Consider the following 12696-nt stretch of genomic DNA (forward strand, 5'->3'; position numbering starts at 1 on the left):
ATGGCTGAATCAGTATCGCCGGTTGAGCAAGGATTATGAGGAACTAACCTCCTCAAGCGAGGGGATGATCTACCTCGCGATGATCCAAGTGATGGTCCGCAGAATCGGATGATATCAGATTCTTAAACACGCTCTCAGGAAATCAACGTGGGGTTCGGCCATCCCACTCCCCGACTACCGTACCTTCGCACTCCCGCACTCACGCACTCTTCACCAGCCCGAACCTCCGCTCCCGCCCCGCGAACCACTCCACCGCCTCGCCCAGCGCCGCGGTGCCGAACTCCGGCCACATGCGGGGTGTGAAGTACAGCTCCGCATAGGCGCACTCCCAGAGGAGAAAGTCGCTCAGGCGCTGCTCGCCGCCGGTGCGGACGAGCAGGTCCACGTCCGGAGCGGGCTCCGGCTCGCCGATGGCCTGGCCCAGGAGCCTGGCGAACTCGTCGCGGGAGGGCTCGCGGCCGGCGGCCAGGGCGGCGGCGCGCGCCAGGGCGTCGCGGGCGGAGTAGTCGATGGCGATGCGCAGCGTGAGCCGCCCGCCGTCCGCCGTGGCCGTCTCGGCCGCCTCGATCTGGCGGCGCAGCGCGTCGCCCAGCCGGTCGCGGCGGCCGATGACGCGCAGGCGCACGCCGTTTTCCACGCAGCGCGCCGTCTCCGATGCCAGGTAGCTGCGGAACAGGCGCATCAGCGCGCTCACCTCGCGCGGCGGGCGGCCCCAGTTGTCGGACGAAAAGGCGTACAGCGTGAGCGTGCGGATCCCCAGCGAGGGCGCCGATTCCACCACGCGCCGCACCGCCTGCGCGCCCTCGCGGTGCCCGGCCACCCGCGGCAGCCCGCGCATGGACGCCCAGCGGCCGTTTCCGTCCATGATCAGGGCGACGTGCAGTCCGCCAGGGCGGATGCCGATGTTGAAAGTTCTTTGCATCGTAAAGTCACCGGGTAAAAAAAGGGACGGGTCAGCGGTCGCGCACGGCCTGGATGAGCGCTTCCATGTGGTTAAGGTACGCCTCAAGCGACGCGCGGCCGCTGTCGGTGAGCACAAAGTCGGTGCGGGGTGTGCGCCCCTCGAAGCTCTTGGTGCACTCCACGTAGCCCGCCTCTTCGAGCTTGCGGGCGTGCACGCTCAGGTTGCCGTCGGTAAGCCCCAGCATGGTCTTGAGCTCGTTGAACGACAGCGAGCGGTTCACGGCCAGCGCGCTCACGATCCCCAGGCGCACGCGCTCGTGGATCAGGCGGTCCAGCTCGGGCGCGCCCTCCTGCGCCGCACCCGCGACGCTGCGCAGGACGTTCGACGGAAGATCCGCATCCGCCCGCTTTGCCTCACCCACCGTGCCTCCTTGCGATGTAGAATCCAAAGATGACGTGCAGCCCGCCAAAGCCCGCCGCCATCCACGCGTCGCCCCACGACGCCGGCGACATGAGCGCGCCCGCGCCAAAGACCATGAAGCACAGCCCCATCACCGGCACCGCGCTTACCGAAAACGCGCCCGCGGTGATGATGCCGGCGCCATACAGCAGCATCCACATCCCCGGCAGCAGCGACGGCAGCCCCGCGCGGAACAGAAAGATGGTCAGCAGCGCGCCCGCCACCAGCGGCGGCGCCAGGCTGAGCATGAACTTGCGGCCGGCGCCGGAGAGCATGGGCATTCGCGCCGCCCGCGCCTTCATGGCCGTCGTAAGCACGCCGATGAGCACCGAGACCACGGCCGCGCTGGACCACGTGGCCAGCCAGTTTTCCGGCGACACCTGCCGCGCGGCCACCCACGCGCCCAGCAGACCCGCCACGCCGATCACCACCTGTCCCCAGCCGCTGAGCGCCGTGAAGCTTCCCGCGCGCTCCATGGTGTCGCGGATGAAGCGCAGGTTGTCCATCGCCCGCTCGTGCAGGTCGAACGAGGGCTCCTGGTCCTCCACGGGGGGCGTTGGCCGGATGGGATGGATCTTCGCCATGGTACTACGATGCGAGGGCGGAAGGCGCTTGTCAAGTGCTTTGCGATGTAAAGCAACTCGCGTGCCGTGCGGAGGGGGAGGATGGGGGGCGTTTCAAGCGTGGATCGAACTGCGTGCGCGGGGTGCCCCTCCCCCGACCCCGCCCCGTTCGTTCCTCACGGAGAGGGGAGAACTTCGATCCCGCTTCGACAAGGTGCGTCGCACCTCCCTCCCCCGCGCAGTTTGCGGGGGAGGGCCGGGGAGGGGGGCGGCCCACCCTCTCGCTCCACCCCCATCCCAAGCTCACCGCCGCCAGCTTCACACTCCACCTCCCCCGGCAGTTTCGGGGGAGGTGGGCAGGTGGTGCCGGCCCGGAGGGGGCGCGGCGCGGAGCCCTCCGAAGCACTCCACATCCTACGCCCCTCGATCCCCCATCCCCTGCCAGAAACTTGACACCGGCCACGGGCCGCGGGTACACTCCCGCCCCTCATGCGCCATGAAGCCTCTCCCCCATCACACGAGTTCGAGGTCGTTCGCGACCCGCTCTGGAACACCATCCGCCTGGACCCGGCGGCGGTCCGCATCATCGACACCGCCGAGTTCCAGCGGCTGCGGTACATCCGCCAGCTGGGGCTGGCATACCTCGTTTATCCCGGCGCCACGCATACCCGCTTTGACCACGCGCTGGGCGTGTACCACCTGGCGCGCTGGGCGCTGGGCCTGCTGGGTGACCGCGGCGAGCTGGACCGCGTGGACCCCGTCGACTGCAAGCTGGTGCCCTACGCCGCGCTGCTGCACGACGTGGGGCACTACCCGTTCTCCCACGCGCTGGAGGAGCTGGGCGAGGAGCTGATCCCGTCCGACCACGAGCAGCTGGCGGAGCGCTTCCTTCTCTCCGACGGCATCCGCGGCGCGCTGGAGGAGCTGGCGCCCGACGCCCCCGCGCGCATCGGCGAGATGATTCGCGGGGCGTCGGGGTCGCCGCTGCAGGGGCTGGTTTCGGGAAGCCTGGACCTGGACAAGATCGAATACCTGCGCCGCGACGCGCGCTTCTGCGGCGTTCCCTACGGCGAGGTGGACGTTGACCGGCTGCTGCACGCCATCACCCTCCTCGCCGATCCCGAAACGGGGCGCGCGGAGGTGGGGATCCATGAAAAAGGGCTCAGCGCGCTGGAATCGCTCCTGTTCTCCAAGTACCAGATGTTCCGCAACGTGTACTGGCACCACGCCGTGCGCGCCGCCACCGTGCTTTACAAGCGGCTGGTGCAGGACGCCCTGCGCGCCAATGTGATCAGCGCCGAGGAGCTGGTGGGGCAGTCGGACGAGCGGCTGCTGACCATCCTGGAGTTGCGCGCGGAGGAGCGGGACAATCCCGCGGCGCGGCGGGTGGCGGAGCGCTGGATTCCCGCGGTGCGCCGCCGCCGGCTGCCCAAGCGCGCGCTGGAGGTGCCGGGCGAGGCGCTGCGTGAGCTGCCGGCGGACGTGTGGATCGGGCAGGACACGGCGCTGCGCGAGGCGCTGGAGGCGCGGCTGGCGGCGGAGCTGGGGCTGGAGGAGGGGTGCGTGCTGGTGGACTACCCCGAAAAGCCGCGGATGCTGGGGCTGGACCTGCTGATGCTGCGCCGCTCCGGCGCGGTGCAGCGGCTTACGGAAACGGGGCGCGCGGGATTGATCGACCTGCCGCGCGTCTCCGGCGAGCTGTACCACACGGCGCGCGCCTTTCGCATCTTCACCATGGAGCGGCGGGAGCTGGACGCGGACCGCGTGCTCTCCATCCTGGCCCTGGAGCCGGACGCCGCCCGCGCGCGCCTGGCCGCGCCGGAGCCACTGCTGTGAGCGAAGCGCGCCCCGGCTCCGGCGAGCACGTGCTGATCGCCGAGGACGATCCGTCCGCGGCGCGCGTGCTGCGCCTGCTGCTGGAGCAGGCCGGCTACCGCGTCACCATTGCCCCCGACGGCGAGACGGCCCTGCGCATTCTGGACGAGCAGGGTGCGCCGGACCTGCTGCTGCTGGACTGGATGCTCCCCGGGGTGTCGGGGCTGGAGATCTGCCACCTGGCCCGCCAGCGCTGGGACGCGCTCACGCTGCCCATCCTGATGGTGACGGCCAAGACGGACCCGGAAAGCGTGTACGCTGCCTTCGACGCCGGGGCCAGCGACTACGTGGGCAAGCCGTTTCGCGGCGCGGAGCTGCGGGCGCGCATCGACGCGCACCTGCGCACGCGGCGCCTGGTGGAGGAGCGCGCGCGGATGGAGGGGCACCTGCGCGAGCGCGACAAGCTGTTCACCCTGGGCCTCCTCGCCGGCGGCGTGGCGCACGACCTGAACAACCCGCTGGCCGTCATCAGCGCCCACGCGCAGCTCCTTCTTCGCAGCGCGGCGGACGAAGAAAGCGCCGGGCAGCTGCGCGAGATCATCGGCGGGGTGGAGCGCTGCTCGCGCATCGTGGGCGACATGCTGAACTTTGCCCGGCGCCATCCCACGGAGCGCGGCCCGGTGGACGCGGCTGACGTGGCCCGCGCCACGCTGCGGATGCGCGAGCGCACGCTAGCCGGCTCCGGCGTGGAGGTGCAGACGGAGCTGCCGGCCGAGCTGCCGCTGGCGGCGGGCGACTGGCACCAGCTGCAGCAGGTGGTGCTGAACGTGATCGTGAACGCGGAACAGGCCCTGCACGGCCGGGGCGGCACGCTGCGCGTCACGATGAGCGAGGCGGCGGAGCCGGCGCACTGCGTGGTCGTGGAGATCTGGAACGATGGGCCGCCGATCCCGCCGGACGTCCTGCCCCACATCTTCGACCCCCTGTTTACCACCAAGGCGGGGGACGAGGGGACGGGGCTGGGGCTGTTCATCTGCCGCCGCATCGTCCGCGAGCACGGGGGATGGATGGACGTGCGCAGCGACGCGGACGGTACGGCGTTCGTCATCCGCCTCCCCGTCTACCCGGAACCAAGCCGAACCTGAACACCCGGAGTACCCCGATGCGCACCTTCGTCCGATCGCTGGCCCTGCTGGTGCTTCCCGCCGCGCTGGCCTGCGGCCCCTCGCGCGCGCCCGGCGCCTCCGGCGCGGACTCCGTCTCCGCCGCGCAGAGCTCGATCCCCGCGGGCGCGGCGGACGCGGAGGCGCGGCTGGCGGCCTCGCCCCGCCACGGCGAGTGGGCCATGGTGAGCGTGGACGGCCGCGCCGACAGCGTGCGTGCCTGGGTGGTCTACCCCGAGCGGCGCGGCCGCGCGCCCGTCGTCATCGTGGTGCACGAGATCTTCGGGCTGACCCACTGGGTGCGCGGGGTGGCGGACCAGCTGGCGGCGGACGGATTCATCGCCATCGCCCCCGACTTCCTTACCGGCCGCGGCGTGCCGATGGGCCCCAACGGTGAGCCGGTGCGCGACAGCGCCACGGCCTCCATCCGCGGCGTGGACCCGGGGCAGGTACAGCGGCGCATCGACGCGGTGGCGCGCTACGGGATGGCGCTGCCGGCGGCGGCGCAGCGGTACGGAATCGTGGGCTACTGCTGGGGCGGATCGGTGTCGTTCAACCACGCGCTGCATTCGCCCGGCCTGGGCGCGGCGGCGGTCTACTACGGCACCTCGCCCGCGTCCGAGCGGCTGGGCAGCGTGCGCGCCCCCGTGCTGGGGCTGTACGGGGAGAACGACGCGCGGGTGAACGCGACGGTCCCTCCGGCCGACTCCGCCATGCGCGCGCTGGGCAAGACGTTCCAGCATGAGACGTACGCCGGCGCCGGCCACGGCTTCCTTCGCCAGCAGGACGGGCAGAACGGCGCCAACCTGGCCGCCGCGCAGGCCGCGTGGCCACGCACCATTGCCTTCTTTCGCGAGCACCTGGGGCGGTAGCGCTCCGAAAGGCTCCGCGCCGGCCCCCTCCGGGCCGGTACCACCGGCCAACTCCCCCGAAACTGCCGGGGGAGTTGGGTGTGGGGCAGCCTCGGACTGCTTCGGATGGGGTGGTGCTGGGCCGCGCCCCCTCCGCTCGCTTGGGCTCGCACCTCCCCCAAAAAACCCTGGGGGAGGTTGGGGTAAGGCAACCTCGGAGGTGCGACGCACCTTCCGGAGCAGGATCGAATTTCTCCCCTCTCCGTGAGGAACGAACGGGGAGGGGCCGGGGGAGGGGCACCCCACGGACGCAGTTGGATGTCCGTTGAGATCTGGAACTTCCCCTGGAAAACCAAGAGAGGCCCCGTCCGCGCGCCGCGGACGGGGCCTCTTTCATCCATCAGCCGACCCGTCAGTAGATGTACACGGGTGTGCCGACGGGGGCGTTCTCAAAGACGAACTCGATGTCGTCGTCGAACAGGCGCACGCAGCCGTGCGTGCCCCAGAATCCCACGGCCAGCGGATCGTTGGTGCCGTGGATCAGGATGCCGTCGCCGGTGTCGAGCTTGTACTTGCCCAGCACGTCGGGGATCTCGCGGTTCACGGTGCCAAAGGGCGGGATGTACATCACGCCCCCGAACACCAGCGGCCGCTCGGCCGGGATGGTGTCCACCACCTGCCCGCCGTTCACCGTCACCAGGTGCCGGCCGCGGCGCACGATGCGCCCGCCCTCCTCCAGCGCGATTCCGGCGGCGGGAAACTGGCGCAGCGGTCCGTCGTGCAGCCCCTCGTAGTGCCAGTCGGGCGGAATCCACATGGGGTCGGGCTGCTTGCCCAGCACCGTGCGGCGCCCGCGCGGCGTGCTGAAGTCGCGCATCCCGATCCCCAGCGGCCCGCGCACCACGCCCATCCCCACGCCCGCCGCCGCCTCGATCAGTGTGTCGCGGCCGTCGATGAGCCACAGCTTGCGGTCGTAGATGGAAACGACGATCCGCTTGCCGGTGGCCGAATTGGCGGCGCGGCGCCAGCGCACCCACTCCAGGCTGTCGGCGCGGTTGCGGGGCGCGGTGGGCGCGGGATCGGGGTTGTCCACGCCGATGCGGCGCAGACGGTCCGCCATCAGCTCCTCGCGCGTTACCAGGCCGCGGGGACGCTCGTCCTCCGTGACGGGTACGGTGTCGCGGGGCGCCTGCGCGAACGCGGGGGCGGCCATGCACAGCGCGGACAGGACGGCCAGCCCCGTCGCGCGGAAACGGTAAACCTGCGGGAACATCTGCGTGACTCCTGCGACGGTGTACGGCGTTCTCAACCCCATGAGTCTGGCGAAAACATCCGCCGCGTCAATAGGGATGATGATCGGCACTCCCCTTGGCCCCTGGATCGGCCGGTACGTGCCAGCGACCGGGAGGGGGAGGAACGGCGGGAGGGAGGATGCGGATTCCGGGCCATCCGCCTCGCCCCGCGCGCGTCAGCCTGGCTCCCCGCGCCCGCGCGAGGTCACGGATACCGCCGCCGCTGCCCATGGGTTCCGTGCGCCCGCGCAGAGGACGTTGCCCAACCTCTTCAGCTGATCCAGTGATCCTGAGAGCGCCAACCCATAACTTGCACTCACACGATGGTTTGTGCGCGACCGAAGGACCTTGTCTGCCGGACCGAGGGACTCGAACGGCTCCCGATCGGCTGGGTCTCGCGCGACCCGACAAAGATCCTTCGGTCGCGCGCAAGTTTCAGTCGTCGTGAGAGTTACGGGCGTGCGCTCCCTCAGGATGACAGTGGGGGCCAACGGGCGGGCTAACGGATTGGCAACACCCTCTCGGCCTCAGCCTCAGCCTCAGCCTAAGCCTCAGCCTAAGCCTCAGCCTAAGCCTCAGCCTAAGCCTCAGCCGCCGATGCGGATGCGGGCGATGTCGAACACGGCGGGCTCGGTGAGCACGGGGCCGGAAATCCAGGTGGGCCACCAGGTGTTCGCCATCACGAACATCGCGTTGCGGGGGACGCCGCGCCGGAACTCCTGCATCAACACGCCGTCCACGACGAAGCGGACGGACCTGGCCGCCCACTCGATGCGGTAGTCGTGGTACGCCTCGGCGGGATCGAACGGGAGCGTGTGCGTGACGTTGTTGGTCTCCCTGCCCGCCACCCAGGTGGTGAACATGATGCGCCGCGTGCCGTCGTTGAAGATCTCGATGTCGATCTCGTCCGACGTGGCGCCGCCCTGATACAGGAAGAACGCGGAAACCGAACCCGGCGCGTGCGGCGTGCGCATGCGCGCCTCGTACGTGCCGGTGCCGTAGCGCTCGGAGGTCAGGATCTCGGCGCCGTCGTAGGCGCCGGGGGCCAGCGACAGCGCGGCGCGCCCGCCGCCCAGCGCCACCTGCTCCGCGCGCACGGAGCCGCGCCCCAGCGGGTGCGTGTCCGCGTACCACCCGCCGAACGAAGGTCCGTCGAACTCCTCGACGGCCGGGGGGACGGGCTGGGGGGCGCGTGCCTGCGGCGCCGTGAGGTCGGAATCGGTGGTCATGTCGGAGCATGCGGCGGCCAGCGCCAGCCCGGCAAGGGCCGCGGCGCGCACGGTGCGGCGGAGGCCCCGGGCGGGCCGCCGCGCGCGGAAATCCGGCGATGTCATGGGTCTGGTGCTTCCTCGTAGGCAGCCCGACTGGCGTGGCGGACCCACAGGTCCACGGTAGCCTCGCGGCTTTGCGTCCCCGCCTTTCGACGGGTTTGCCGTTTCTGGAGGTGTCCGGAGAGCCCGGACGTGAAGGGTTGCTGAAGTATCGGTGCGGAGCGGGCGCCGGTAAAGGGGGGGACCCGCGCCGCGCATCCACGCGAAATCATCTCATGCCCGGCCTTGAACTTGGGCCGACAGGGGACGAGTCCAGTCGCGGACCCTGCTCCGTGCGCGTCGCCGAGGCACCGCATCGCGCACGATGCTGCCGCAGAATGCACGGCGGCGGATCGCCCACCGATGTTGGCCGCACATCTGCCGACACGGGTGATTCATCGTCAAAACCTTTCCGCTGTCCAGCAACGGCGCGACGGATGCCCCAACCCGTCGCTTTCTGCTACCAAATTTGACAGCAGAAGGCAACGGCGGTATACTGGATGCATCCACTTCCCGGCGATTTCCACAGCAACACACTTGGACGCGTGCGTGAACGTGCCCCGAGTGCACCTCGCGCGCGCCCCGCGGAGTAGTCTTTTCGCGACAGGTTAGGACCAGTACGCCGCCGCAGACCCCATCGGCGCAACCCCCTCGCAGCACTGCAGACCCGTCCCCCCATCCCGGAGCCCACGTTGCACCCGAAGTTTCTGGCCGGGCGCCTGCCGGGCGCGGCGGCGCTCGTCTTTCTCCTTGCCGCATGCGGCGCGGGGGGCGGCGAGGTCGCCATCGGCACGGCCGGCCCCTTTGAAGAGGGCTACGCCCGCATGGTCCGCCGCGCGGTGGAGATGGCGGTGGAGGAGATCAACAACGAGGGCGGCGTGCGCGGCACCCGCCTTACGGTCGTCGCGCAGGACGACGGCGGCGACGGCGTGAAGGCCGCGCAGATCGCCGAGCAGTTTCTGGCCGACGCCAAGGTGCGCGCCGTGGTGGGGCACGCCAACTCCGGCGCCATGGTGGGCGCCGCCCGCGTGTACGACCGCGGCCTGGTGTCCGTCATCCCCAGCGCCACCTCGCCGGAGCTGACCGGCGTGTCGCCCTGGGTGTACCGCGTGACCACCAACGACTCCACCAACGGCGCCAACCTGGCCCGCTTTGCCGCGGGACTGCGCGCGAAGCGCGTGGCGGTGCTGTACGAGAACAACACCTACGGCCGGGGGCTGGCCGCCGCCTTTCGCGCCGCGTACCCCGGTGAGCTGGTGGGCGTCGATCCCATCGCGGGCGACGGCAGCCTGGTGGAGCCGTTCATCTCCTACTACAAGCAGGTGGCGCCGGACCTGGTCTTTGTCGCCGGGACGGAGCTGAGCGGGCAGGCGCTGCTGCGCGAGGCGCGGCGGCAGAGCTTTGCCACGCGCTGGGTGGCCGGCGACGGCTGGTCGGGCGTGGTGACCGACACCGCCGCGTCCGAGGGCGTGTACGTGGCCGTCCCCTTCAGCATCCGCGACACGCGCGCCGAGGCGGTGCGCTTTGTGGAGGCGTTTCGAACCAAGTACGGCGTGGAGCCCGACGCCAACGCCGCCATGGCGTACGACGCGACCCGGCTGCTGGCCAGGGCCATGACGGAGGTGGGCTTCGAGCGCGATGCCATCCGCGGCTACCTGGCCACCGTGCGCGGCGAGCGCTCGTACGCGGGCGTCACCGGCGCGCTGCGGTTTCGCGCCGACCGGGATCCCGACCGCAGCGGCTTTGTGATGACGCAGGCGCGCGGCGGCACCCTTGTCCCCCTGGAGGCCCAATGACCCGCCGACTCTGGTCCGGCATCCGCAGCCGGCTGGTCCTGGGCTTCGGCATCGTGCTGGTGCTGCTGGCCATCGCCGGCGGGGTGGGATGGAGGTCGATGACGCTGCTGGCCGGCGCCATCCGCCACTCCATGCAGGGAGTGGAGCAGGACGCCCGCCTGTCCGTGATGCTGTCGACGGACGTGGCGCGCGAGATCGCGGTCGCCGCGCGCTACATCGAGCACGGCGACGTGGCCGCGGTGGAGTTCGATTCGCTGCGCTGGCAGACGCACCGCACGCAGCGCCAGCTTTTGCGCCGCGAGGGGCAAACGCAGGAAGAGGTGGAGCTGGTGGTGGGCATCGACCAGCGGCTGTCCGAGGCGGAGGTGCGCTACGTGGCCGCCCGCCGCCTGGCCGTGCTGCAGCGCGCGGACGAGGCGGCCGCCCAGGCCGACACCGCGCGGGCCATCGAGGCCGCCATGCTGACGGACCTGTCCAAGCTGGCGCAGGTAAAGGGCGCGCGGGTGGGCGCTGCGGAGCGGGCGCTGGAGGGCGACGCGTCGGCGTGGCGGCTGATCCTGGCCGGGCTGCTGCTGACGGCGCTGGTGATCGGCTGCGCCGTGGTGTGGGCGGTGCTGCGGTCCATCACCGGGCCGCTGGACCAGCTGGCCGCGCACGCCGGCCGACTGTCCGAGGGCGACCTTACGGCGCGCACGGAGAACCGGCTGCCGGACGAGCTGCACATCCTGGCGACGGCGATGAACCGCACCAGCGACTCGCTTTCGCGCATCGGCGCGGGGGCGGCGCAGGCGGCGGACGGCATCTCGTCCTCCGCCGACGACCTGACGGCCATCAGCACCCAGCTGGCGGCCGCGGTGGGCGAGGTGACGATGTCCATCGAGCAGGTGTCGGAGGGCGCCACGGGGCAGGTGGCGCAGCTGCGGCGGGTGGATACGGCGCTGCGGGCCATGCTCGACACGGCGCAGCGGATGGTGGCGGACGTGCGCGAGGTGGCCGGGCTGGCCGCCAGCATCGAGCACGAGGCGCAGGCCCGCCGCGCCGAGACGGAGCGCACCATCGGCACGCTGTTCAAGATCAAGACGACGGTCGAGGCCGCGGCGGAAGAGACGGTGGCGCTGAACGCCGCTGTCGCTGACGTGAGCAGCTTTGTCCGCACGGTCAACGACATCGCCGAGCAGACGAATCTTCTCGGCCTGAACGCGGCCATCGAGGCGGCGCGCGCCGGCGAGGAAGGGCGCGGCTTTGCCGTCGTGGCCGACCAGGTGCGCAAGCTGGCCATGCAGGCGCGCGAGGGGGCGGAGAACGTGGCCACCATCACCCGCACCATCACCCAGCGCGTGAACAGCACCGCGGCGGCCATGCAGGCGGGCGCCACGCACGTGGAAGAGATCGAGCGCGTGGCCCACGCGGTGGAGGGCGCGCTGACCACCATCGTGCACGCGGCGGAGCGAACGCGCGTGGCGGCGGACCGGGTGACGGGCCTGGCGGAGGGGAACGCCAGCGCCGCCGTGGAAGCAGCCACCGGCATCGCGGCGGTGGCGGACACGGCCGTCGTCCACGCCGAAGCGGCGGAGGGCGTGCGCGCCGCCACCGCGCAGCAGGAAAGCGCCTGCCGCATGGTGGCCGAGGCCACGGAGCGCCTGACCGGCAGCGCCGGCGAGCTCCGCAGCCTGGTCGGCGGCCTGCGCGTGGCGCCGGCGGAGGCCGAGCCCGCGCCCTCCGGCTCCGCCGGCCGCTCCGGCCCCTGGCTGCCTTCCCCCACCATCTTCTCCGTGCCCGAGGAGATCCAGGACGAACTCGCCCCCAAACGCCGCCGCCGCAAAACCGCCGCCGTGTAGGCAAGACGGTGCCGTTTGCTGTTGAAGCCCGGTCCCTGAGACGCGTCAGCGTCTCAGGGACCGGGCTTATCGCTTTTCCAGCAGCGGGTTTACCCGCTCATCTCCCCCGTCACCTCTGAATCCGTCTCCGTCACCTCTATGATAGAGTGGACCGACAGTTCTCCAGATCGCGCATCAGGTGGTGCGATCGACGGGGTTCCGCTGCGCTGCGGACATCATCCACCGATCCACATCCCCCTGATGGTGAGCATCGAGCGGATCATTCACCTCCACTCTTGATGCGCATCTCTTTTCCGATCCTTTCAGCCCGGGGGTAGGCGCAGATGGCGGGAATAGTGTTCCTCCAAAAAATGCGGATGGCCCCCTGCCGCATTCCATCTACTCCCCGTTCCCGACACCTCTACAAAAGCTCAAGCCTCGTCGACCGCCTCCACCCGCGCCTGACACTTGGGAATCCGGAGTCAGCGTGGGGAACGGCACGTAAAACTCCGTTGACTCCGTTAACTCCGTGTGAGGCACCGCTGTTCTGTAGATACGGGGATGAACGCGGAGGAATCGCCTCGTAAAACTCTGAGTCCAGTCTAAAAAGCCTCTTGGGTTTCTGCAGATTCTTCTTGGATATTGCCTAAGTCAATGATATATTGTGATTTAGACATCGTTCCCCCTCTCCCCGCCGCCCCTGCACCTACCGTGTTTCGTCCGAAC

11 protein-coding genes and 1 riboswitch are annotated in these 12696 nt (G+C 70.5%); of the genes, 6 read left to right on the top strand and 5 right to left on the bottom strand.

From position 1 onward, the window contains the following. Positions 1-112, top strand: a 112-nt coding sequence (locus ACOJUJ_RS18490; RefSeq protein WP_420126153.1) for a transposase, incomplete at its 5' end; no start/stop codon positions are given. 87 nt (positions 113-199) lie between these two features. Here the strand turns inward: ACOJUJ_RS18490 and ACOJUJ_RS18495 are convergent. The 3 genes from ACOJUJ_RS18495 to ACOJUJ_RS18505 are packed head-to-tail and all read right to left on the bottom strand — an operon-like array spanning position 200 to position 1947. Further along, a complete protein-coding gene (locus ACOJUJ_RS18495; RefSeq protein WP_420128373.1) occupies positions 200-922 on the bottom strand; it encodes a di-trans,poly-cis-decaprenylcistransferase in 723 nt (240 codons plus the stop codon). Positions 923-953: 31 nt separating this feature from the next. Next, positions 954-1325: a winged helix-turn-helix domain-containing protein gene (locus ACOJUJ_RS18500; RefSeq protein WP_420128374.1), complete on the bottom strand. Its 372-nt coding sequence runs from the start codon at positions 1323-1325 to the stop codon at positions 954-956. Beyond that, a complete protein-coding gene (locus tag ACOJUJ_RS18505) occupies positions 1318-1947 on the bottom strand; it encodes a hypothetical protein (protein WP_420128375.1) in 630 nt (209 codons plus the stop codon). Before ACOJUJ_RS18505 ends, ACOJUJ_RS18500 begins: the two co-directional genes overlap by 8 nt. 468 nt (positions 1948-2415) lie before the next feature. On the opposite strand from ACOJUJ_RS18505, the gene ACOJUJ_RS18510 reads away from it, so the two are divergent. The 3 genes from ACOJUJ_RS18510 to ACOJUJ_RS18520 are packed head-to-tail and all read left to right on the top strand — an operon-like array spanning position 2416 to position 5776. Beyond that, entirely contained in the window at positions 2416-3762 is a 1347-nt protein-coding gene (locus ACOJUJ_RS18510) for an HD domain-containing protein (protein ID WP_420128376.1), read from the top strand. Next, positions 3759-4886, top strand: a complete 1128-nt coding sequence (locus tag ACOJUJ_RS18515) for a sensor histidine kinase (protein WP_420128377.1) — start codon at positions 3759-3761, stop codon at positions 4884-4886. Before ACOJUJ_RS18510 ends, ACOJUJ_RS18515 begins: the two co-directional genes overlap by 4 nt. Before the next feature lie 17 nt (positions 4887-4903). Next, entirely contained in the window at positions 4904-5776 is an 873-nt protein-coding gene (locus ACOJUJ_RS18520) for a dienelactone hydrolase family protein (protein ID WP_420128378.1), read from the top strand. A gap of 391 nt (positions 5777-6167) precedes the next feature. Here the strand turns inward: ACOJUJ_RS18520 and ACOJUJ_RS18525 are convergent, their stop codons facing one another. After that, positions 6168-7028, bottom strand: a complete 861-nt coding sequence (locus ACOJUJ_RS18525; RefSeq protein ID WP_420128379.1) for a L,D-transpeptidase — start codon at positions 7026-7028, stop codon at positions 6168-6170. A gap of 606 nt (positions 7029-7634) precedes the next feature. Next, positions 7635-8381, bottom strand: coding sequence for a family 16 glycosylhydrolase (locus ACOJUJ_RS18530; protein ID WP_420128380.1), 747 nt, complete (start codon positions 8379-8381; stop codon positions 7635-7637). A 17-nt stretch (positions 8382-8398) separates the two neighbouring features. Then, positions 8399-8491, bottom strand: a riboswitch (cyclic di-GMP riboswitch). A 558-nt stretch (positions 8492-9049) separates the two neighbouring features. On the opposite strand from ACOJUJ_RS18530, the gene ACOJUJ_RS18535 reads away from it, so the two are divergent. Together ACOJUJ_RS18535 and ACOJUJ_RS18540 are read left to right on the top strand one after the other, a co-directional pair. After that, on the top strand, positions 9050-10153 hold the full coding sequence (locus ACOJUJ_RS18535) for a branched-chain amino acid ABC transporter substrate-binding protein (protein WP_420128381.1): 1104 nt from the start codon (positions 9050-9052) through the stop codon (positions 10151-10153). Then, positions 10150-11991: a methyl-accepting chemotaxis protein gene (locus ACOJUJ_RS18540; RefSeq protein WP_420128382.1), complete on the top strand. Its 1842-nt coding sequence runs from the start codon at positions 10150-10152 to the stop codon at positions 11989-11991. Before ACOJUJ_RS18535 ends, ACOJUJ_RS18540 begins: the two co-directional genes overlap by 4 nt. The last annotated feature ends 705 nt before the right edge of the window (positions 11992-12696 follow it).

The organism is Longimicrobium sp., from assembly GCF_048594345.1.
In the GTDB taxonomy this organism is placed as follows: Bacteria; Gemmatimonadota; Gemmatimonadetes; order Longimicrobiales; family Longimicrobiaceae; genus Longimicrobium.

Excerpts from the sequence above, each read along its gene's own strand:
- ACOJUJ_RS18495 (WP_420128373.1), bottom strand. The coding sequence starts at position 922 with ATGCAAAGAACTTTCAACATCGGCATCCGCCCTGGCGGACTGCACGTC.
- ACOJUJ_RS18505 (WP_420128375.1), bottom strand. The coding sequence starts at position 1,947 with ATGGCGAAGATCCATCCCATCCGGCCAACGCCCCCCGTGGAGGACCAG.
- ACOJUJ_RS18510 (WP_420128376.1), top strand. The coding sequence starts at position 2,416 with ATGCGCCATGAAGCCTCTCCCCCATCACACGAGTTCGAGGTCGTTCGC.
- ACOJUJ_RS18520 (WP_420128378.1), top strand. The coding sequence starts at position 4,904 with ATGCGCACCTTCGTCCGATCGCTGGCCCTGCTGGTGCTTCCCGCCGCG.
- ACOJUJ_RS18525 (WP_420128379.1), bottom strand. The coding sequence starts at position 7,028 with ATGTTCCCGCAGGTTTACCGTTTCCGCGCGACGGGGCTGGCCGTCCTG.
- ACOJUJ_RS18530 (WP_420128380.1), bottom strand. The coding sequence starts at position 8,381 with ATGACATCGCCGGATTTCCGCGCGCGGCGGCCCGCCCGGGGCCTCCGC.
- ACOJUJ_RS18540 (WP_420128382.1), top strand. The coding sequence starts at position 10,150 with ATGACCCGCCGACTCTGGTCCGGCATCCGCAGCCGGCTGGTCCTGGGC.